The 20,151-nt window shown below is 70.1% G+C and carries 20 protein-coding genes; 9 read left to right on the forward strand and 11 right to left on the reverse strand.

From position 1 onward, the window contains the following. Nucleotides 1-6 precede the first annotated feature (6 nt). Nucleotides 7-705, reverse strand: coding sequence for a hypothetical protein (locus tag ACERZO_RS43540; RefSeq protein WP_372671842.1), 699 nt, complete (start codon nucleotides 703-705; stop codon nucleotides 7-9). An 84-nt stretch (nucleotides 706-789) separates the two neighbouring features. Continuing rightward, nucleotides 790-1,827, reverse strand: coding sequence for a methionine synthase (locus ACERZO_RS43545; protein WP_372671843.1), 1,038 nt, complete (start codon nucleotides 1,825-1,827; stop codon nucleotides 790-792). Between the two features lie 134 nt (nucleotides 1,828-1,961). Here ACERZO_RS43545 and ACERZO_RS43550 point away from each other — a divergent pair, with 134 nt between their 5' ends. The 5 genes from ACERZO_RS43550 to ACERZO_RS43570 all read left to right on the forward strand — a co-directional run bounded on the left by ACERZO_RS43550 (nucleotide 1,962) and on the right by ACERZO_RS43570 (nucleotide 6,391). After that, nucleotides 1,962-2,786, forward strand: a complete 825-nt coding sequence (locus tag ACERZO_RS43550; RefSeq protein ID WP_372671844.1) for a phospholipid scramblase-related protein — start codon at nucleotides 1,962-1,964, stop codon at nucleotides 2,784-2,786. Nucleotides 2,787-2,891: 105 nt separating this feature from the next. Beyond that, nucleotides 2,892-3,935: an MBL fold metallo-hydrolase gene (locus ACERZO_RS43555; protein ID WP_372671845.1), complete on the forward strand. Its 1,044-nt coding sequence runs from the start codon at nucleotides 2,892-2,894 to the stop codon at nucleotides 3,933-3,935. A gap of 80 nt (nucleotides 3,936-4,015) precedes the next feature. Beyond that, nucleotides 4,016-4,417: a GNAT family N-acetyltransferase gene (locus tag ACERZO_RS43560; RefSeq protein WP_372671846.1), complete on the forward strand. Its 402-nt coding sequence runs from the start codon at nucleotides 4,016-4,018 to the stop codon at nucleotides 4,415-4,417. A 10-nt stretch (nucleotides 4,418-4,427) separates the two neighbouring features. Further along, nucleotides 4,428-4,880 carry a GNAT family N-acetyltransferase gene (locus ACERZO_RS43565; RefSeq protein WP_372671847.1) on the forward strand — a complete coding sequence of 151 codons (453 nt, stop codon included), beginning with the start codon at nucleotides 4,428-4,430 and terminating at the stop codon, nucleotides 4,878-4,880. A gap of 230 nt (nucleotides 4,881-5,110) precedes the next feature. Further along, a complete protein-coding gene (locus ACERZO_RS43570) occupies nucleotides 5,111-6,391 on the forward strand; it encodes a DUF222 domain-containing protein (protein ID WP_372671848.1) in 1,281 nt (426 codons plus the stop codon). A 7-nt stretch (nucleotides 6,392-6,398) separates the two neighbouring features. On the opposite strand, the gene mnmA is transcribed toward ACERZO_RS43570, so the two are convergent. The 4 genes from mnmA to ACERZO_RS43590 all read right to left on the reverse strand — a co-directional run bounded on the left by mnmA (nucleotide 6,399) and on the right by ACERZO_RS43590 (nucleotide 11,451). Further along, nucleotides 6,399-7,490, reverse strand: coding sequence for a tRNA 2-thiouridine(34) synthase MnmA (gene mnmA / locus ACERZO_RS43575; protein WP_372671849.1), 1,092 nt, complete (start codon nucleotides 7,488-7,490; stop codon nucleotides 6,399-6,401). A gap of 4 nt (nucleotides 7,491-7,494) precedes the next feature. Beyond that, nucleotides 7,495-8,691 (reverse strand): cysteine desulfurase family protein, encoded by a 1,197-nt coding sequence (locus ACERZO_RS43580; protein WP_372671850.1) that lies wholly within the window; start codon nucleotides 8,689-8,691, stop codon nucleotides 7,495-7,497. Nucleotides 8,692-8,755: 64 nt separating this feature from the next. Continuing rightward, nucleotides 8,756-10,123 (reverse strand): MFS transporter, encoded by a 1,368-nt coding sequence (locus ACERZO_RS43585; RefSeq protein WP_372671851.1) that lies wholly within the window; start codon nucleotides 10,121-10,123, stop codon nucleotides 8,756-8,758. Nucleotides 10,124-10,167: 44 nt separating this feature from the next. Beyond that, on the reverse strand, nucleotides 10,168-11,451 hold the full coding sequence (locus tag ACERZO_RS43590; protein ID WP_372671852.1) for a helix-turn-helix transcriptional regulator: 1,284 nt from the start codon (nucleotides 11,449-11,451) through the stop codon (nucleotides 10,168-10,170). Between the two features lie 149 nt (nucleotides 11,452-11,600). Between ACERZO_RS43590 and ACERZO_RS43595 the strand changes: the two genes are divergently transcribed. After that, entirely contained in the window at nucleotides 11,601-12,503 is a 903-nt protein-coding gene (locus ACERZO_RS43595; protein ID WP_372671853.1) for an NADP-dependent oxidoreductase, read from the forward strand. A gap of 234 nt (nucleotides 12,504-12,737) precedes the next feature. On the opposite strand, the gene ACERZO_RS43600 is transcribed toward ACERZO_RS43595, so the two are convergent. The 4 genes from ACERZO_RS43600 to ACERZO_RS43615 all read right to left on the reverse strand — a co-directional run bounded on the left by ACERZO_RS43600 (nucleotide 12,738) and on the right by ACERZO_RS43615 (nucleotide 16,328). Then, nucleotides 12,738-13,616, reverse strand: coding sequence for a lysophospholipid acyltransferase family protein (locus ACERZO_RS43600; RefSeq protein WP_372671854.1), 879 nt, complete (start codon nucleotides 13,614-13,616; stop codon nucleotides 12,738-12,740). Beyond that, entirely contained in the window at nucleotides 13,613-14,395 is a 783-nt protein-coding gene (locus tag ACERZO_RS43605; protein ID WP_372671855.1) for a GNAT family N-acetyltransferase, read from the reverse strand. The genes ACERZO_RS43600 and ACERZO_RS43605 overlap by 4 nt, the downstream gene beginning before the upstream one ends. 158 nt (nucleotides 14,396-14,553) lie before the next feature. After that, nucleotides 14,554-15,513, reverse strand: coding sequence for an electron transfer flavoprotein subunit alpha/FixB family protein (locus tag ACERZO_RS43610; RefSeq protein WP_372671856.1), 960 nt, complete (start codon nucleotides 15,511-15,513; stop codon nucleotides 14,554-14,556). Between the two features lie 29 nt (nucleotides 15,514-15,542). Continuing rightward, complete coding sequence (locus tag ACERZO_RS43615) at nucleotides 15,543-16,328, reverse strand: electron transfer flavoprotein subunit beta/FixA family protein (RefSeq protein ID WP_372671857.1); 786 nt, start codon at nucleotides 16,326-16,328, stop codon at nucleotides 15,543-15,545. 243 nt (nucleotides 16,329-16,571) lie between these two features. Here ACERZO_RS43615 and ACERZO_RS43620 point away from each other — a divergent pair, with 243 nt between their 5' ends. Next, the gene (locus ACERZO_RS43620) at nucleotides 16,572-17,417 is read left to right on the forward strand and encodes a DegV family protein (RefSeq protein WP_372671858.1); all 846 of its coding nucleotides are present in this window, start codon (nucleotides 16,572-16,574) and stop codon (nucleotides 17,415-17,417) included. On the opposite strand, the gene ACERZO_RS43625 is transcribed toward ACERZO_RS43620, so the two are convergent. Further along, nucleotides 17,395-17,820, reverse strand: a complete 426-nt coding sequence (locus ACERZO_RS43625; RefSeq protein WP_372671859.1) for a hypothetical protein — start codon at nucleotides 17,818-17,820, stop codon at nucleotides 17,395-17,397. The genes ACERZO_RS43620 and ACERZO_RS43625 overlap by 23 nt on opposite strands. 53 nt (nucleotides 17,821-17,873) lie before the next feature. Between ACERZO_RS43625 and ACERZO_RS43630 the strand changes: the two genes are divergently transcribed. Then, on the forward strand, nucleotides 17,874-18,647 hold the full coding sequence (locus ACERZO_RS43630; RefSeq protein WP_372671860.1) for a class I SAM-dependent methyltransferase: 774 nt from the start codon (nucleotides 17,874-17,876) through the stop codon (nucleotides 18,645-18,647). Beyond that, a complete protein-coding gene (locus ACERZO_RS43635) occupies nucleotides 18,644-20,149 on the forward strand; it encodes a 1,4-alpha-glucan branching protein domain-containing protein (RefSeq protein ID WP_372671861.1) in 1,506 nt (501 codons plus the stop codon). The genes ACERZO_RS43630 and ACERZO_RS43635 overlap by 4 nt, the downstream gene beginning before the upstream one ends. Nucleotides 20,150-20,151: the final 2 nt, after the last annotated feature.

Consider the following 20,151-nt stretch of genomic DNA (forward strand, 5'->3'; position numbering starts at 1 on the left):
GTAACCCTAGTCGGGGGGTCCGACATTTTCGTGCCCGTCGGTGCCCAGGCCCCGGACCAGTTCACGAAGCTCCAGAAGGGTGATCGCACCGGCCGGCTCGGCCGCCGCGGTCTCCACGCGCCGTAGTCGTTCGGCGGCGAGCCGTTCACCCAATGTCGCGTCCAGCGGCAGGAACGTCATGGTCTGCCGCGCGGCGTCGTCGAGGTCGGCGAAGCCCGGGTGGAAGACGGCGACGTCGACGACGTGCTCGTCTTCGTCGACCTGCGCGACGACCCGGACATCGGCCAGCGCGATCCGGTGCTCGCCGAGGTTGACGGTGACTTCGGTCGGGTCGGGCACGGGCGGGACCGAGTCGTGGTACTCCCAGATCGCGTCGTCCGGCGGAGCGGCGGCGCGCCACGCGTCGGTGAACGGCCGCAGCTCGGGGTCCTCCTGGCCGGTCACGACCAGCGCGTAGATCGATCGACGACCACGTTCGAGCGAGAAGTGCAGCCGCGGGTGCAGCGCCTCGACCAGCTGGCAGAGCTCGTGCTCGACCCGGTGCGGCTCGCCCTCACCGAGCGCCGCGCTGACCATCGGCAGGAGGTCGTACCAGCCTTGCCAGAACGCCTCCGCCGCGGCCGCCGGGTCGTCCGGCACGTGCTGCTCGGGCCACGCGGTGCGCGGGTCGGGCGGGTCGGCGTTCTTGCGGCGGAACAGGCGCATGGTCAGGAATGGTCCTCGTTCGATCGGCTACGCCGCCACGCTACTTGCCCGGTGAGGCGGACGTCGGCGAGTTGCCGGATTCCGTCACCAGCCTTCCGGCGGCTCGACGAAGGCCTTGCCGAGGTCTCGCGTCAGCGAGAGGGCGCGGCGCATCCAATCCGGCGTCGCGCCGGCGAGGCCGCAGGCAGGGGTCGGCACCGCGCGTTCGGCGAGGACGCTGCGGTTGAAGCCGAGCCTGTCCGCCAGCCGGAACGCCGGCTCACCGACGTCCTTCAAAGTCACCGGTGACGCAGGCGCCGTCGACGGGACCGCGCCGAGGAACAGCGTCGCCCCGCCGTCCCAGACTTCGCCGATCTCGTCGAGGAACGCAGCAGATGCGCCGTCGAGCGCGGCGAGGTCGAAGGCGAGAGCGTCCGCACCGGCTTCGCGTAGCAGGCCGAGCGGCGGTTTCGCGGCGCAGCAGTGCAGGACCACTGGCTGGCCGGTGATCGCCTTCGCGCCCTCGATCACCGTCGAGAGCAGGTCACGCGCCTCGGGCGCCGGCACCGCGGAGACGTTCCCGTAGCCGGACGGCGTCGACAGGCCACCGGCCAGCACTGCGGGCAGCGACGGCTCGTCGAACTGGACGACCACTGGCGCGCCGGTCCTGGCCTGGACCTCGGCGATGTGGCCGGCGAGGCCGTCCAACAGGGAGGACGTGAAGTCCCTCAAAGCACCGCGGTCGGTGAGCACCCGGTGACCGCGGGGAAGCTCGATCCCGGCACCGAGCGTCCACGGCCCGGCCAGCTGGACCTTGAAGACCGGCGGGGTGGCTCCCGCCTTCTCCCGCGCCTCCTGCACGGCGTCGAGATCCCAGCGAAGCAGGTCGACGGCCTGTCGGTGCTCGTGTCCCGGCCGCGCGACCACGCGGTAGCCGCTCGGCACGACGTCGACGGCCAAGTCCACCAGCAGCGCCGCGGTCCGGCCGAGCATGTCCGCGCCGACGCCGCGGGCGGGCAGCTCCGGCAGGTGCGGGAAGTCCGGCAGCTCGCCGAACACGATCGCCGCGGCTTCCGCGGGGTCGGTGCCCGGCATCGAACCGATCGCCGTCGCGGCACCGCTGGGCCAAGCTCGCTCGTTCACGACGTCCGATTCTGGTCGACCACCCGCCGGCGGCGCCGACCGGGCTACCGCGTCTCGCCGTCCCGAGGCAGACATACGCCGCATTTGCCTTTACCGACACCGTGACGCGGTCCGCGCGGATAGGCTCACCCGCCATGACGAGTTCGCCACCGCAGCCGGGCTGGTACCCCGACGCGCGGGACCCCCGTCTGCACCGTTGGTGGGACGGCCAGGCCTGGACGGCCAACACCCGACCGGCCTACCAGGCACCGCCACCGAGCGACTCGGCGCCGATCGAGCTGGACATCGAGCGGGCGCACGACCCGGCCCGGATCCAGGACCAGGTCAACCGCGCGACGCGCGGCCGAGGTGCTGCACGCACGGGCAGTGGGACGCTGTTCACCGAGCCGGTTCTGGTGGTCAACCAGCGCGCCAAGCTGATCGAGATGGCCAACGAGTTCGGTGTCTTCGACCAGAACGGCAACCGGCTCGGCGGAGTAGTCGAGGTGGGCCAGAGCACGCTGAAGAAGGCGATCCGGCTGCTGACGAACTACGACCAGTTCCTGACCCACAAGTTCGAGGTCCGGGACGCCAACCACAGCACCGTGCTCAAGGTGACCCGCCCCGCCAAGGTGTTCAAGTCACGGTTCCTGGTCACGAGGGCCGACGAGACCCCGATCGGCGAGATCGTCCAGGAGAACGTCTTCGGGAAGATCCGTTTCGGCTTCGTCGTCGACGGCCATTCGGTCGGCGGGATCTTCGCCGAGAACTGGCGCGCCTGGAACTTCTCGATCCGCGACCACGCCGGCACCGAGGTTGCCCGGGTGACCAAGACCTGGGGCGGGTTTCTCAAAGCCGCCTTCACTACCGCCGACAACTACGTCGTGGAGATCCCTCACCCGCTACCGGATCCGCTGGCCAGCATGGTGGTCGCCGCGGCCCTCACGATCGACACCGCCTTGAAGCAGGACACCGACTGAGCGAGTGACCGGTGTCTCAGCTCCTCCCGGTGGACAGCGAGCCCGGCACGGCTCAGGGTGAATGAAGGCCGGGACGCCGGAGTCTCGCCGGGACGGGAGGTCATCGTGGAACCGTTGCCGGAAAGCAGCGACAGGAACTGGACCGAGCCCGGAATCTACGAGGTTTCGACCGGCGTCTACCGGATCCCGTTGCCGCTGCCCAACGACGCTCTGCGCGCGGTCAACGTCTACGCAGTCACTGATGGCGAAAAGCTGGTCCTGGTCGACTCCGGCTGGGCTTTGACCGTCGCGCGACAACAACTCGCGAACGCGCTAGGCGGGATCGGCGCGGTGCTCGCCGACGTCAGCGAGTTCCTCGTGACCCACGTCCACCGTGACCACTATTCGCAGGCAGTCGTCCTTCGTCGCGAATTCGGCTCCAAAATCGCCCTGGGGCTGGACGAGGAGCCGTCGCTCAAGGCTTCCGGCAACCCCGACCGGCTGCCGATGGAAGCTCAGGTCGAACTCTTGGCCCAGGCAGGCGCCGGCGAAGTCGTCGAAGCCCTGGCCCGCGAGTTCGGCACGAACCGCCGGCACACGGAGGCCGATCTCTGGGAAGCGCCCGACGAGTGGTTGACGCCGGGACCGCGCCCGATCCTGCCCGGCCGCCAGTTCGACGTCGTCGCCACTCCCGGGCACACGGCCGGCCATGTCGTGTTCGTCGACGACACCGCCGATCTGCTGTTTTCGGGTGACCACGTGCTGCCGCACATCACGCCCTCGATCGGCTTCCAGCCGGTGCCGGCCGAACTGCCGCTCAACGACTTCATGGACTCGTTGCGCCTGGTGCGGGCGATGCCGGACCGACGCATGCTTCCCGCGCACGGTCCGGTATCCGAAAGCGTGCACACACGGGTCGACGAACTGTTGGACCACCACCGGCAACGCCTCGAGACGGTCGGCTCCCAGATCACTGCCGGTGCGAGCACGGCATACGAGGCCGCGCATCGGATCGGCTGGACCCGCCGCAATCGGAAACTGTCCGAAATGGACTCGTTCAACCAGATGCTGGCCGTTCTCGAGACAGCCGCACACCTCGATCTCCTGGTGTCTCAGGGCAAGCTGGCCGCCCAGGTCGTCGACGGCGTTCGCCACTACACGACGACCTGAGCACCATCGCCGTCAGTACCGCGCGTAGTCGCGTCGTGGCAAATTACGGTCCGCGAACGGCTTCCTGCATACTGGGCGTAATGGATGTCATCAGACGCGCCAGGGCTTCGGACATCGAGGCGCTCGGGCGCTTGTTCGGCGCACCGGGCGAGCCGCTGGCCACCGCGCTGCGCCAGCTCATGAACACCTCGCACGTCACATTGGTGGTCGCCGAAGACGACAATGGCGTTGTCGGCACCGCGCAACTGACGGTGTTGCAAGGGCTCATGTGGGAAGGCGCTACCCGCGGCCTGCTCGAAGGCATCCGCGCAGCTCGACGCGGAGTGACCAGCGCGCTCCTGACCTGGGGCATCGACGAAGCCCGCCGCCGCGGCTGCAGCCGGGTCCACCTCGATTCCGGTCTTGCCCGCGCCGACTTGCGAGACTTCTACGCGCGCTTCGGATTCGAGCACAGCTATCAAGGATTCACCCGCGTCCTGTGATACTGGCGCCGTGACCGACTACAGCATCCGCAGGGCACGGCGCGACGACATCGGCGCGATCGTGCGCATGCTGGCGGACGACCAACTCGGCGCGACCCGTGACGATCCCGGCGACCTCGAGCCCTACCAGCGGGCTTTCGCAGACATCGACGCCGACCCGAACCAGTTCCTTGCAGTCGTGACGTTCGATGACGAACCGGTCGGGACGCTGCAGCTGACGGTCATTCCCGGTCTCGCCAGGCGCGGTGCGCTTCGCGGGCAGATCGAGGCCGTCAGGATTCACGCCGAGCACAGGGGGTCCGGACTCGGTGCGGATCTCGTGCGCTGGGCGATCGACGAATCTCGACGACGCGGATGCGCGCTCGTCCAGCTCACCTCGGACGTCGCGAGGACCGGCGCGCACCGGTTCTATGAACGCCTCGGCTTCGTTCCAAGTCACACCGGCTTCAAGCTCAAGCTCTGAGCGCCGATTACGTTGGCGCAAAACAGCATTTCGTCTGTCTACATCAGACATTTTCATGACCGGAGATCCTTCCCAAGTCGGCGACGCACGCGTACACACACGCGACCATCTCGAAACAATCGGGAAAAAGTCAAGTCGCGAAGGGCGCGAAAGGACCGTTCGCTCCCCTTGTCACCCATTCCTACGAACCTCGGTGACATTTCTTGCGCAGGCCCCGTACGGTCGCGTTCATGGCATCTTCACAACCACTCCGCAAGCTCGCCCCTGCGGCTGATCCCCGGAACACCCGCGACAAGCTTCCGTCCGCACTGAGGACGGTCCGTACCGACCCGGAGACGTTGCAGCACATGAAAGACGAACAAGTCGTCGATCTGATCCGTCACACCGACGCCGAGATCTCCAAGCTGCAAGCCCTTCAGCTACGGGCGATCGCGAACCTCAGCGTGCGCCGGAGACGGGCACCCAGCGCAGCTTCGGAAGTGGCTTTGGCGCTCTCCATAACGGAACACCGCGCCGGCGCCATCGTTTCGGCTGCGAACGCACTGATCGCCCGGCTTCCCCGCATGCTCAACCTCATGGACGACGGCCGGCTCGACCTGTACCGCGCCATGAAAGTCACGGACGCGACGGCATGGCTGTCCAGAGACCACGTACGCCTCGTCGATGCGAAACTCGAAAGCCGCGTGCTGGGACGCAATGCCACCCAGGTCCGCCGAGCCGCGGTCTACGCGGCCGCGAAGGTGGATCCGGAAGGCGCTGCGCAACGCACCGACCGGAGTCTCGTCGAACGACGCCTTGCCCTGCACCACCAAGACACCGGCGTGACCAGCCTGTCCGTCAACAACGTCCCCACCGAGAAGGCGACCGCGGCTTACAACCGTATCGATCGAGCCGCTCGAGCGTTGAAGACGCCCGAGGAGGCTCGAACGCTGGACCAGCTCCGCGCGGACGTGGCCATGGATCTGCTGCTCAGCGGAACGGGTGGCCCGAACAGTCGCGCCGAGGTCTTCCTGCACGTCGACCTGGCGACCTACCTCGGCATGAACGATTTGCCGGCGGCCCTGGCCGGCCGCGGACCCATCGCGGCGTCGATGGCCCGCCGCATCATCAGCGGGTCCGACACGACGATCCGGCGAGTCCTCACCGATCCGCGCAACGGCCAGGTGATCGAACTGTCGCCGACGCGGTATCCCCTGGACCCGGCTCACGACGAGTTCATCCGAGTCCGGGACCGCGAGTGCCGGCAGCCCGGATGCACCCGTCCCGCGCAGAACTGCGGGGTGGAACCGACTCGGGCACACGGCCAGTCCGAGGAAGCCGCAGATCAGCCGGTGACGTACTGCACGCGGCACCGCCGGCTGAAGAGCCAGCCCGGTTGGGACTATGAAGTCACGCCGGACGGCACGGTGAACGTCGCGACACCCGCCGGCCGAGTGCACTCGACGGAGCCGCCGTCGATTCACTCCGGCCGACGGCGAACGAACCGTACTCGCAAGAAGTCACGCCAATGACCGACGGTCAGCGCGTGCCGGAGATCTTCGCGCTGCCCAGGACGACGTCCCCGCCGTCTGCATCCGGCCGGTAGAGCACGACGACCTGGCCCGGGGCTACCCCGCGCAGGGGTTCGCGCAGATGCAGCGTCATCGCGTCGGAGTCCACGTCGGCGACCGCGTCGACGATGCCTCCATGGGCCCTGACCTGCACCACACATTCGGTCGGTTCGGTCAGCGGTTCGCCGCTGGGCCAGATGGCGCGATCGGCCTCGATCACCTTGACCCCGAGCCCGTTGGCGGAACCGACCTTGACGGAGCCCGAAACCGGCTCGAGCGAAAGGACGTAACGAGGACGACCGTCAGGGGCGGGAGCCTCGATCCCAAGGCCCTTGCGCTGTCCGACCGTGAATCCGTGCACTCCGGTGTGCTGGCCGAGCACAGCGCCGGTCTCCGCGTCCACGAGCTCGCCAGGACGCTGCCCCAGGCGGTCTTCCAAGAACTTCTTGGTGTCGCCGTCCGGGATGAAGCAGATGTCGTGACTGTCAGGCTTGTTGGCGACGGACAGACCGCGCCGCTCGGCCTCCGCCCGGACCTCGGTCTTCCAAGAACCGCCCAAGGGGAACATGGCGTGGCTGAGCTGCTCCGCGGTGAGGGAGGCGAGCACGTAGGACTGGTCCTTGCCGCTGTCCGCGCTGCGGCGCAACTCCGGCACGCCGTCGACCACGGAAAGGCGCGCGTAGTGGCCTGTAGCGACCGCATCGAAGCCGAGAGCCATCGCCTTTTCGAGAAGAGCTTCGAACTTGATCTTCTCGTTACAGGTGACGCAGGGATTCGGCGTGCGCCCGGCGGCGTATTCACCGACAAAGGTTTCAACGACCTCTTCGGTGAAGCGCTCCGCAAAATCCCAGATGTAGAAAGGGATTCCGAGGATGTCGGCGGCCCGCCGGGCGTCATGCGAGTCTTCGATCGTGCAGCATCCGCGCGAACCGGTCCGCAAGGTGCCCGGTTTGGCCGACAGCGCCAGGTGCACGCCGACGACGTCGTGCCCGGCGTCGACCGCACGCGCGGCGGCGACCGCCGAGTCCACTCCTCCGCTCATCGCGGCCAAAACCCGCATTGCCTTACACCTCTTGCTTCTGGGTCTGCTTGCGCATTCCGGCCAGGCCGGCCTGTCGTGCGCGTGTGACGACTCCGCCGATCTCGGCGGCGACGGCCTCGACATCCGCGGCAGTGGACGTGTGACCGAGGGAGAATCGGAGAGAGCCCCGGGCCGCCGCCGGATCGGCGCCCATGGCGAGCAGCACGTGGCTGGGCTGGGCAACGCCGGCCGTGCACGCGGAGCCTGTCGAGCATTCGATGCCCTTGGCATCCAGCAGCATCAAGAGGCTGTCGCCGGCGCAACCGGGGAACGTGAAGTGAGCATGGCCGGGCAGCCGCTCGCCGTCGCCGCCGTTGAGGATGGCGTCGGGTACCTCGCGCTGGACGACTTCGACAAGTCCGTCTCGAAGTTCCTCGACACGCTTGGCGTACTCGGCTCGGGTCGTGACGCTGGCTCGGACGGCCGCCGCGAACCCGACGATCGCCGGGACGTCGAGAGTGCCGGAGCGAACGCTGCGCTCCTGGCCTCCGCCGTGCAGCAGCGGCACGCAGGTCACGTCGCGGCCGAGCAGGAGCGCGCCCACGCCGTACGGGCCGCCGAGCTTGTGCCCGGTCAACGTGAGTGCAGCGGCACCGCTGGCCGCGAAGTCGACCGGGACGGCGCCGACGGCCTGAACCGCGTCGGTGTGGAGCGGGATGTCGAACTCCGCACAGACCGCTGCCAGTTCGGCGATCGGGTTGATCGTGCCGACCTCGTTGTTGGCCCACATCACCGTCACCAGCGCGACGGCCTCGGGATCCGCGGCGATGGCGGTGCGGAGGACGTCGGGCGAGACTCGGCCCTGGCTGTCGACCTCCAGCAGCGTGATCTCGGCGCCGCAATGAGATTCGAGCCATTCGACGGTGTCGAGCACGGCGTGGTGCTCCGCTGCCCCGCACAGGATGCGCCGACGCTGCTCCTGCTCATCGTGGCGGGCCCAGTAGATGCCCTTGAGCGCGAGGTTGTCGCTCTCGGTGCCGCCGCCGGTGAAGATCACCTCGGACGGACGGGCGCCCAGGGCGTCGGCGATGGTTTCGCGGGCTTCCTCGACCACCCGACGGGCGCGGCGGCCCGAAGAGTGCAGCGCAGAGGCGTTGCCCACGTTGGACAGCGCCTCGGTCATCGCCGCTACGGCTTCGGGCAACATCGGAGTGGTCGCCGCGTGGTCGAGATAGGTCATCGCTTCTTCAGGGTAGTCCGCTCCACCGCGTGACGAAGCCCACCCTGGTCCTGGAAGTGGGCTGTCACACCTTCGACGGCCAGCGTCCGGTCAGCCGGACCCCCAGCAGCGCCAGAGCCACCAAGGCCACCGTGAGCAGGGCCATCGCCGGCGACGGGGCGAGAACCGAACCGACGACGCTGAGCAGGACACCGCCGAGACCGATGAGCAGCGCCGACCCGACCCAGTCGGCCAGCTGCACCGCCGAGGTGTTGAAGCCCCGCTCGCCCTCGGGTGAGTACCGGAGCAGGAGGACGGAGATCGCGGGCATGGCGATCCCCATGCCCGCGCCGCCGACCGCGCAGGCCACGAATGCCGGCCAGGCGGGGAACCAGGGTTGGGAGACCAGGCCGAAGACGACCAGACCGGCCGCGACCAGCCAGAACCCCGTGCGCAGCGATGCCTCGCGAGACCAGTTCAGGTACCGGCCTTGTGCTGCCGACGCGGCAGACCAGCCCAGCGCCGTGATGGTCAGCGGCAGTCCCGCGAGGGCTGGGCTGTAGCCGTGGACCGCGGTCATCGTCAGGGGGAGGTACGCCTCCATCCCCGCGTACGCGCCGGCGATCAGGGCGCGGGACGCGACCACCGTCGGCAGGCCGCGGCGAGAGGTCAGCGTTCCGGTCGGGAGCAGCGTCCGGAGGGCGTACCTCAGGGCCACGAGACCGGCCGTGCCGTAGACGAGGGCCAGCAGCGATTGGTGCTGGGCCGCCCACGTCAACGCCGCGACGCCGAGGGCTGCGATGATCGCCTGGACGACGCCCGCGCGGCGGCCGCCCGTCGACGGCAAGTGCGCAGGCAGACGGCGGACGACCACCACCAGCATCGCCACGCCGACGACCACCAGCGGGACCAAGCCGAGGAACACCCAGCGCCAGCCGATGCTGACCGTCACCACGCCGGCCACGGATGGCCCGATCACCGCCGGCAGGACCCACGCCGCCGCGTTTGCCGCGTAGATCACCGGGCGTTCCTGGTCGGTGAACGTCAGCGCGATCAGCAACGACACCGACACCAGCAGCAGCCCCGAGCCGAAGCCCTGCAGCGCGCGGCCGAGGAGGAACGTCGGCATCCCGGTCGCCGTCCCCGCGACGACCAAGCCCGCCGCGAACAGCATCGGTCCCGCCAGCAACGCCGGTGCCGGGCCGCGGCGGTCGCCGATCCGGCCCGACAGCACCGTCGCGACCACGCTCGAAATCAGGAAGATCGTGAACGGCCACGAGTACAGCGACAGCCCGTGGAGGTCGGCGACCAGGGTCGGCATCGCCGTCGCCACGCCCATGTTCTCGAACGCGACCAACGTGACCACCAGCAGCAGCGCGATCGTGGTCAGGCGGTGGTCCGCGCTCCACAGCACGCTGCGGCGACGGGGCGAGGAGTCGAGCGTCGAGGCCATGATCAGCAGCGTGCAACCTCCAGCCCGCTGGAGGTCAAGCCGGTTCAGGCTGTGCGGTGGGCCACCGGCTCCAGGCGCAGGTCGCGGGCCAGGGCGGCGGCCTCGCCGCGGGAGGTCACGTCCAGCTTGTCGAGGATGTTGCGGACGTGGAACTTCACCGTGTGCTCGCTGAGCTGCAAATGCTCAGCGATCTGCCGGTTGCGCAGGCCCTGCGAGATCCCCGTCAGGACCTCGACCTCGCGCGGGTTGAGCCGGTCGAGGGGACGCAACTCCGGCGGGTCGGCCACGCCCAGCGGGAGGACCGCCGTGACCGTCGTCCCCCAGCCGGGCACCGCGTCGACCTCCCAGTGGCCACCGAGGGCCGTGAGCCGCTCGGTCAGGCCGCGGGCCGGGATCGCGTCGGCGACTTCGGGACTGTCGTCGCGGACCGTGATGCGCAGCACCGGGCCGTCCAGCCGCCACGACGCCCGCAGCCGCGTGGTCGCCGGGCGGTCCAACGCCGCGAGCACCAGGTCTCGGGTCATCGTCCGCGCCGTGTGGGCGATGTCCTGCGGAAGCGAGGCTTCGCCGACCGGGTCGACCAGGTCGACGTCGACGTCGGTGTGGCGGACGAGGTCGGCGAGCTGGGTCCTCAGCAGGGCGAACGCGGCGGCCGCTCGTTCCTCGGACAGGGCTTGGTCGCGATCGACGACACCCTTCAGTTCGAGCAACGCGTCGCGGGCCAGGTCTGCCGCCGTGCGGCGGGCGACGACGTCGGAAAGACGTCCCGAGCGCAGCACCGACAGGAGCGTGGTCAGGGTCGCCGCGTGGGTCTGGCCGAGGTCCGTGATCGCCTGGGCCCGTGCCGAGGCCGCCGCGAGGTTGCTGGCCAGGACGTTCGGGCCCGGGTCGGTCGCGCGCTGGCCCGCGTCCGTGCCGAGGATGTGCCACAGCTGCGCGGCCAGCTCCAGCTCGGGCGTCGGCAGCTCGCCCTTCGCCGGCACCACGACCAGCACGGCGCCCTTGCCGACCGCCGGCATCGACGAAAACAGGACGAGACGGCGCTCGACGCCGCCCAGCACGCCGTCGACCACCAAGGCCTTGCCCGGCTCGCTGCGGTCGACCAGCCGTTGCAGCTCGACGCTTGTCACGGCGTCCGCGATCGCCTGGTCGCCGACGACCTTCAACGGGCTGCGCGGGCAGTCGCCGGTCTGCATGGCCGCCGCGTGGTGCGGGATCAGCTTGTCCAGCTCGTCGGAAAACCGGCCGAGCAGGTGGGGCCGCGGCGCCGAAAGGAGCCGTTCGACGACGTCCAGCACGTGTCGCGGATCCGACCACGAAGCATCCATGCCGTCCAACGTAGGCGCGAGCGCGGCGCGACGGCCTGCTCGTCCGGCTAGTGAACACTGCTCGTCCGAGTGGTTCGGCCGGAATACCACGCGCGTTGACTCGTTGGGGAGGACATTCGAAGTCACAACTCGAGGAGCGCAGAGGACCCATGCGAGCGATCACCTTCTCCGCCTACGGCGGGCCGGACGTCCTGCAGCTGTCCGAGGTCCCGGTGCCGGAACCCGGCCCGGGGCAGGTGCGGCTGGCCGTCCGGGCCGCCGGGATCAACCCGATCGACTGGAAGATCCGTAACGGCTACATGCAGCAGAACTTCCAGGTTTCCTTCCCGCACACCCCCGGTGCCGAAGTCGCCGGTGTCGTCGACGCCGTCGGCGAGGGCGCGGACTTCGCCGTCGGCGACGAGGTGTTCGGCTGGTCCGAGACCGGCGCTTACGCCGAGTACGCGCTGGCGAAGACGCTCGCGCCCAAGCCCGCCGGCCTTTCGTGGGCGGACGCGGCGGCGCTGCCGGTCGCCGGCGAGACCGCGCTTCGCGTCCTCGGGCTGCTTAAGGTCCGCGAAGGCGAAACGCTGCTGGTGCACGGCGCCAGCGGCACGGTCGGGCGCTTCGCCGCGCAGGTGGCCGTCGCGCAGGGCGCCACCGTCATCGGCACCGCCGGCAGCCGGAACCTCGACGACCTGAAGTCGCTGGGGGTCGTGCCCGTCCTCTACGGCGACGGCTGGGAGGAGCGGGTTCGCGAGGCCGCGCCGGGACCGGTGGACGCCGTGTTCGACGCCGCCGGGCACGGGGTGCTGCCCGGGTCGGTCGAGCTGCGGGGCACGAAGGACCGGATCGTCACCATCGCCGACGGGGCCGCCTTCGAGCTGGGGATCCCGTTCTCGAGCGGGGGCGAGCAGTCGCGGGAGGTGCTGACCGGGATCGCCGGCTGGGTGACCGACCGCGGGGTCCGGATCGCGCAGGGCAAGAGCTACGCGCTCGAGGACGCGGCCGCCGCGCAGATCGAGAGCGAGGACGGCCACCCCGGTGGGAAGCTCACGCTCGCCATCAGCTGAACGGGAGCGCCGGACGCCCCACCGACCGACCAGGCCGACACGCCGAGTCAGCTGGGCGAGTCCGAACCAGCCGGTTGGACCGAGCCGAGCCGGCCAAGCAAGCCGCCGTCGAACTCCATGCGGAAGATTGGCGAACGGGCCTGTCATCGGATGACGATGACAGGCCCGTGTTCGCAAAACCGCGAAAGCCTCCCGACCCGGGCCTGTCGCCGGATCGCGGCGACAGGGCCCGGATCACTTCGCGGGAGGCGAAGCCAGTGGGACCCGCTGGGTGCTCCGGCGCCGCTGCTGGGCCGGGATCTGCACCGTCCCCAGCGCCGAATGGACGGCCGCCTCGGCGAGCGCCGCCAGTTCGCGGCGGTTCTCCGCGCGGCCCGGGGCGATCTCCGGGCAGATGTGGACCTCGAGCACCAGCCCGCGCAACGCCGCGACCCGGCGTAGGGACGCGATCAGCGACTCCGGGCCGATGAACGCGGGACGGCTCGTCTCGCGGCCGTCGGCCAGGCGGTACCTCAGCGCGATCGGACGGACCGGGACGCCGCCGTCGATGGCCGCCTGGAACGTCGCCGTCGTGAACCGGCCGGATGCCAGGCCGCACCACGTCGTGCCCTCTGGGGTCACGCTCACCAGCGAGCCCGTCCGGAGCGCGTCCGCGAGCGACGCCATCGTGGCCGGCAGCGTCGTCAGCCGTTCGCGGTCGAGGAAGATGCTGCCGCCGCGGCGGACCAGGCCGCCGAGCACCGGCCAGCCCGCGATCTCCTTCTTGGCCAGCGCGCGCATCGGCCGCAGCGCGTTGATCGCGACGATGTCCAGCCACGAGATGTGGTTGTTGACCACCAGCGCGCCACGGCCGGCGGGCGCGGTCAGGAAGTCGGCGCCGCCCCGGATGTCCAGGCGGACGCCGAACGCCCGCAGCATGCCGCGGAAGATCAGCCGCACCCGGCGCTCACGTCCCCACGACACCAGCAGCAACGGCGCCGAGGCCAGCGCCGCCATGACGACGAGGATCGCCGCGGTGACGCGCAGGATGCGTCGCGGGAAACCGACCACCGGGTCGCCCTCGGTCAGGCAGCCGTCGCCGCACGGCGACGTCGGCATCCACGCGTGGCTCATACCTGGACCCCGAGGAAGAACTTCAGGTACCGCTCGTCGACGTTGTGCAGGTCCAGGACGACGAAGAAGTCCGCGACGCCGAAGTCGGCGTCGAGCGCGGGCGGTCCGTAGGCCTTGGCGCCGAGCCGGACGTAGCCCTTGATCAGCGGTGGCAGGATCGAGCGGCCGGGACGTTCGATCGCCGACGCGTCCCACGGGATCAGCGGCGAGACGCGCTTGGCCTCGTCCGAGTAGTGCTTGGTGCGCAGGACGTCCCAGACGCCGGCGGCGAAGGACCCGCCGTCCACCAGCGGGACCGACGCGCAGCCGGCGAGGTAGCGGTGGCCGGACAGCAGCATGTAGCGGGCGATCCCGGCCCAGACCAGGCTGACGACGGCGCCGCTGCGGTGGTCCGGGTGCACGCACGACCGGCCGGTTTCGACCAGGGACGGACGAAGCGCGTCGAGGGCGCTCAGATCGAACTCGCTGTCCGCGTAGAGCTTCCCGGCCTGGGCGGCGCGGTCCGGCGGCAGCATCCGGTAGGTGCCGACGATTTCGCCCGTGTTGTCGTCGCGGACCACGAGGTGGTCGCAGAACTCGTCGAACTCGTCGACGTCGAGACCGGCGACCGGCGAGTGCAGCCGCGCGCCCATCTCCTCGGCGAAAACCCGGTGCCGGAGCTTCTGCGCGGCGACCACTTCTTCGTTCGCGTGGGCGACGAGAAGGGAGTACCGGGGAGCGTCCGCGGGGAGGTCGGCACCCGCCTGATCAGTGCTGACGAGGAGCTGTGACGTCGTCATGGTCAAGGTTTACCTGCGCGTTGGAAGCCGCGGAGAGTGCCATCCGATGACCGATTAGTGCACGTTCAGTTAATGGCGGGTTCTCAGGCTCCTCTCAGGTCCCGAAAACGCGCGAAGGGCCTTCCGGGAAGTCCCGGAAGGCCCTTCGGAAGAGGCAATCAGCCCTTGCGCTTCTCGACCGCTTCGGTCAGCTGCGGCGCGACGTTGAACAGGTCGCCGACGATGCCGAAGTCGGCGATCTCGAAGATCGGCGCCTCCGGGTCCTTGTTGACGGCGATGATCGTCTTCGACGTCTGCATGCCGGCGCGGTGCTGGATCGCGCCGGAGATGCCGAGCGCGATGTACAGCTGCGGCGACACGGTCTTGCCGGTCTGGCCCACCTGGAACTGCGCCGGGTAGTAGCCGGAGTCGACCGCGGCACGCGACGCGCCGACAGCCGCGCCGAGCGAGTCGGCCAGCTTCTCGACGACGTCGAACTTCTCCGCCGAGCCGACACCGCGGCCACCGGAGACCACGATCGAGGCCTCGGTCAGCTCCGGACGGTCACCGCCGGTCACCGGCTCGACGCCCGTGATGCGGGTGGACTTCGCCGCGTCGACGGCGGGGATCTCGACGGTCTCCTCGGCCGCCGCGCCCTCGGCCGGCTCGGCCTCGACCGCGCCCGGGCGGATGGAGACGACCGGCGCGCCCTTCGCGGACTTCGACTTCACCGAGAACGCGCCACCGAAGATGGACTGGTCGATGACGCCGTCGCCGTTGACGCCCACGGCGTCGTAGATCAGGCCGGAGCCCAGGCGCACGGCCAGGCGGGCGGCGACCTCCTTGCCCTCACCGCTGGCGGTGACGAGCACGGCGGCCGGGGACGCCTGCTGCGCGAGCGCGGCGAGCACGTCCACCTTGGGCGTGACCAGGTAGTTCGCGGCGTCGTCGCCTTCCGCGACATACACCTTGGCGGCGCCGTGCGACGCCAGCGCCTGCTTCGCCTTGGCGGCGGTCCCGGTCGGGCCGACGACGACGGCCGACGGCTCACCGAGCGCGCGGGCGGCGGTCAGCAGCTCGAGCGTGACCTTCTTGACCTCACCGTCGACGTGGTCGACGAGGACGAGTACTTCAGCCATGTTCTTGATTCCTCCTCGAAGAGCCGTTGTCAGATGAGCTTCTGGCCGACCAGGTACTCGGCGACCTTGGTGCCGCCGTCGCCCTCGTCTTCGACCTTCTCGCCGGCGGTGCGCGGCGGCTTCGGCGAGGACTCGGTCACGGTGGACCACGCGTTGCCGAGGCCGACCTCGCCCGCGTCGACGCCCAGGTCGGCGATGGTGAACGTCTCGACCGGCTTCTTCTTCGCGGCCATGATGCCCTTGAAGGAGGGGTAGCGCGGCTCGTTGATCTTCTCGCCGACGCTCACCACCGCGGGCAGGGTCGCCTCGAGGCGGGTGAGACCGTCCTCGGTCTCGCGGACGGCCTTGATGGTCGTGCCGTCGACGGTGACCTCACGGGCGTAGGTGACCTGCGGCAGGCCGAGCAGCTCGGCGAGGATCGCGGGGACGGCGCCGCCGCGGCCGTCGGAGGACTCGTTGCCGGCGATGACCAGGTCGAAGCCCTCGACCTTGGAGATCGCGGCGGCGAGCACCTTGGCGGTGGCGATCGCGTCGGAGCCGTGCAGCGCCTCGTCGGAGACGTGGATGGCCTTGTCGGCGCCCATGGACAGCGCCTTGCGGATGGCGTCGGTCGCGCGGTCCGGGCCCACCGAGATCACGGTGACCTCGCCCTCGCCGGCTTCCTTGATCTTCAGCGCCTCTTCGACGGCCTTCTCGTTGATCTCGTCGAGCACGGCGTCGGCGGATTCGCGGTCAAGGGTGTGGTCGGACCCGTTGAGCTTCCGCTCCGAGTAGGTGTCCGGTACCTGCTTGACCAGGACGACGATGTTGGTCATGGGTCTGCTTCGACCTCCCGGTTCGTGGCCCGCGGAAGACCACGGGACAGTGCTCTACTGGCCGGTAGATTAGGGCCAATCGGCGCGCAGGACCCGTCGAGGTGACGCCATTCACCTGGATGCGCAATCTAATGGGACTATCGTCCCGGTAGTCGACCGGTTACCCCGCCTGAACTGCCGTTCGTCCGATCGGACCAACCACGGCCTACTCGCAGTGGGTGTAAGGCATTAACCTCCCCCACCATGCCCGCGCGCATCGCCGTCATCACCGACTCGAGCTCCTGCCTGCCCGACCTCGTCGCCTCCCGCTGGGCCATCGGAGTCGTCCAGATCCAGCTGAACCTGGGTGGTCACTTCGACGACGAAAACCGCTTCGACCGCGGCGACGTGATCGACGCGCTGAGAGCCGGCCAGGTCCTGACCACTTCGCCCCCGGACCCGGGGGCGTTCTTCTGGACCTACCAGGAAGCGGCCGCGTCCGGCGCGACCGCGATCGTCAGCATCCACATCTCCGGCCGCATGTCCGACACCGTCCGCGCGGCCCGGGAGGCCGCCCAGCAGGTCCGCATCCCGGTGCACGTCCTGGACAGCCGCACGACCGGGATGAGCCTGGGCTTCGCCGCGGTGTCCGCGGCCCGGGCGGCCGCCGCGGGCGCCGACGCCGCCCGGGTCATCGAAGCCGCCGAACGCCGCTGCTTCACCAGCACCGAGTTCATCTACGTCGACACGCTGGAGTACCTCCGCCGCGGCGGGCGGATCGGCGCCGCGCAGGCGATGCTCGGCACGGCGTTTTCGATCAAGCCGCTGCTCACGGTCAAGGACGGCGAGGTCGCACCACTGGCCCGCGTCCCCGGCACGCGGCGCGCGCTGGCCAAGATGGTCGACCTCGCGGTCAAGAAGTCCGGCGGTTTCCGCGCCGACATCGCCGTGACCCGCTTCGGTGCCAGCGACCACGAACTCGAGATCGGCCGGCAGATCGAACGCCGGGTGCCGGCGATGGCCGAGAGCATGGTCGTCGAGGCGAGCACGGTCATCGGCGCCCACCTCGGCCCCGGCGCGCTCGGCATCACGGTGTCGCCGGTGTACTGACCCGCCGCCCCGGGATCGCCAAGACCACGAGCGGCACGACGACGCCGAGCCCGGTCGTCACGATGATCAGCACCTGGTCGATCCGCTCGAAGTGCGCCACGTGGCCGAGGTGGTAGAGGAAGTGCGGCAGGCCGAACAGCAGCCCCGCCACGCCGGCCAGGCGCGCCACGGCTGTGGTGCCGATCACGGCTGCTCCGACCAGCAGCGCGGCGAGCGTCAGGTTGAGGCCGCCGAAGTCGCGCAAGAGGTGCTCGTTGAACGGCCCGTCCATGGCGACCCAGCCCGTGCGGAATCCGGGAAAGTCCTGGTAGAAGCCGGTCGGCGAGACCAGTGGCCAAGTTCCGACCACGGCCTCGACCAAGCCGAAGACGACCAGCAGAACGCGGGTGATTGTCCGTTGCATGCCCACGGAACGAGACGGCCGGGCCGGACGTGACACCCGCTAGGGTCGCGGAGGTGACCACCCCAGCCACCCGGGCCGAGGCGCTGCACCTGACCGGCGAACGGACCGTCCCCGGCATCGCCGAGGAAAATTATTGGTTCCGCCGCCACGAAGCCGCGTACCTCGCCCTGCTCCCCCACTGCGCGGACGCGACGGTGCTCGAAGCCGGCTGCGGCGAGGGCTACGGCGCGAGCCTCCTCGCGACGACGGCCCGCCGGGTGCTCGCCCTGGACTACGACGTGCCGACCACCGAGCACGTCGCCCGCCGCTACCCCGACGTCGCCGTCGCGCGGGCAAACCTGGCGTTCCTGCCGGTGCGGGACGGCGCGGTCGACGTCGTGGCCAATTTCCAGGTCATCGAGCACCTGTGGGATCAGGCCGGGTTCCTCGCCGAGTGCCGGCGGGTGTTGCCGCCGGGCGGCAAACTGCTGGTCACGACCCCGAACCGGCTGACTTTCACCCCGGACAGCGACACGCCGCTGAACCCGTTCCACACGCGTGAGCTGGCGCCGGCCGAGCTGGCCGGGCTGCTCACCGACGCCGGATTCGACGTCGAATCGCTCCACGGCCTGCACCACGGCGACGCCGTTCGCGCCCTGGACGAGCGGTACGGCGGCTCGATCATCGACGCCCAGCTCGACGTGGTCATGGGCTCGCTGCCCGGCCAGGCCGTGTGGCCGCCCGCGCTGCTCGCCGACGTCGCCGCGATCGAGGCCACCGGCTTCGCCATCCACGGCGACGACCTCGACGCGAGCCTCGACCTGGTCGCCGTGGCGGTGCGCCGATGAACGAAGGCACCTTCTGCCTGGTCCTGCACAGTCACCTGCCGTGGTTGCCGCACCACGGGAGCTGGCCGGTCGGCGAGGAATGGCTGTACCAGGCGTGGGCGCACTCGTACCTGCCGATGGTCGACCTGCTCGAGCGGTTCGCCGCCGAAGGCCGCGAGGACGTGCTGACGCTGGGCGTGACACCGGTGCTCGCCGCGCAGCTCGACGACCCGTACAGCATCCGAGCGTTCCACGACTGGCTCGGTCACTGGCAGCTGCGCGCCCAGCACGCGTCGACGCTGTGGCGGGGCGACCCGACCTTGCGCGAGCTGGCCGCGGCCGAACACCGGACTGCCGTCCGCGCGGCCGAGGAGCTGGGGACGCGCTGGCGGCACGGCTTCTCGCCCCTCCTTCGTTCGCTGGTCGACAATTCGACGATCGAGCTGCTCGGCGGCCCGCTGGCCCACCCGTTCCAGCCGCTGCTGGACCCGCGGGTGCGCGAGTTCGCGCTGACCGCGGGCCTCGCCGACACGGCGTTGCGGATCGGGTCGCGGCCCGAGGGGATCTGGGCGCCGGAGTGCGGCTACGCGCCCGGTATGGAAAACGACTACGCGGCGGCCGGCGTGCGGCGGTTCATGGTCGACGGGCCGTCGCTGCGCGGCGAGACGTGGGCGGCGCGGCCGGTCGGCGACAGCGACGTGGTCGCTTTCGGACGAGACCTCGAGGTCACCTACCGCGTGTGGTCGCCGAAGGCCGGCTACCCCGGCCACGCGGCGTACCGCGACTTCCACACCTGGGCGCACGAAGTCGGGCTCAAGGCGTCGCGCGTCACCGGCAAGACGGTCGAGCCGGTGGACAAGGCGCCGTACGACCCGTCGCTGGCCGCGGACGTGCTGGGACTGCACGTCAAGGACTTCGTCGACACCGTGGTCACGCGCCTGCGGTCGCTGAAGGCACAACACGGGCGTGAGGCGCTCGTGGTCGCCGCGTACGACACGGAGCTGTTCGGCCACTGGTGGCACGAAGGCCCGGCGTGGCTCGAAGGCGTGCTGCGCGCGCTGCCCGAGGCCGGCGTGCGGGTGACGACGTTGAAGGGCGCGCTCGACGCCGGGCTCGTCGGCGAGCCGATCGACCTGCCGGCGTCCTCGTGGGGATCGGGCAAGGACTGGCGCGTCTGGGACGGCGAGCAGGTCAAGGACATGGTCGACGCCAACACGGCGCTGCAGCGACGGCTGCTCGACCTCGTTGCCGGTCTGCCGACTACGGCCCGCGACACCGTCGCCGACCAGGCCGTGGCCGAGGCGATGCTGGCGCTGGAGAGCGACTGGGCGTTCATGGTCACCAAGGACTCGGCCGCGGACTACGCGCGTCGTCGCGCGGCGGTCCACACCGAGCGCTTCGACGCGTTGGCCGATTCGCTGCGACGCGGCGACCGCGCGCGGGCCGAGCGGCTGGCCGCTGCCTACCGCGCCGACGACGGACCGTTCGGGCACCTCGACGCCCGGGCGTTGAAGCACGACTGAAG

Source organism: Amycolatopsis kentuckyensis (assembly GCF_041679295.1).
In the GTDB taxonomy this organism is placed as follows: Bacteria; Actinomycetota; Actinomycetes; order Mycobacteriales; family Pseudonocardiaceae; genus Amycolatopsis; species Amycolatopsis kentuckyensis_A.